The organism is Limosilactobacillus galli, assembly GCF_947381495.1.
GTDB lineage: Bacteria > Bacillota > Bacilli > Lactobacillales > Lactobacillaceae > Limosilactobacillus > Limosilactobacillus galli.
Genome location: NZ_CANCWK010000106.1, coordinates 1 through 549, shown reverse-complemented (window position 1 = coordinate 549; position 549 = coordinate 1). Strand labels below are relative to the sequence as shown.

The window sequence follows — 549 nt, the reverse complement described above, 5'->3', positions numbered from 1 at the left end:
TCCGAGAAAGTAGCTGGTTAATGCGCTTTTTAGAGCCTTTTAAGCGCAAAATACCTAACTTAGGAACGTTGAAGTGAGTTGAGTCAATAAACTTAGCAGTTCCGTTCGTCAGCCACGCCTCGGTTTGCTTATTGTACTGGCAATTAGTCTGATAACGCCAAACGTAGCTCTTACGGTGAAATTTAGGCACGCCAGTACCATGAACTTTCCGAAAAGCATTCCAAGCCTTATTGTAATTCTGCTTCGCATTCGCCTTAGCTAAACTATCAATTCGCTTATCATTCAGAAATGGAAAGTGATTAGACATGTTACGGGTATTTTGGCGCGCTTTTAACTGTTTGATTCGGTCTTGAACGGTATCAATGGGGAGCTTAACCCGCCGTAGTTGGCTAAGTTCTTTACCGATCGCGACTAATTCGTTGTAGACAAAGCGACTTGCATCGCTATTGATTTTGATCAACTGCTTCTGCTGGTCGCTTGGGTAAATCCGGGCCTTCAACCCAAAATTGTATTTTAGCTTTGCCATAGTCTTCATTTAATTTCACCTCC

1 protein-coding gene is annotated in these 549 nt (G+C 42.6%); it reads right to left on the bottom strand.

The features are described from left to right. The coding region (locus tag QOS10_RS09465; RefSeq protein WP_283595202.1) for a helix-turn-helix domain-containing protein at positions 1–535 on the bottom strand (535 nt) is incomplete at its 3' end. Between the last annotated feature and the right edge of the window lie 14 nt (positions 536–549).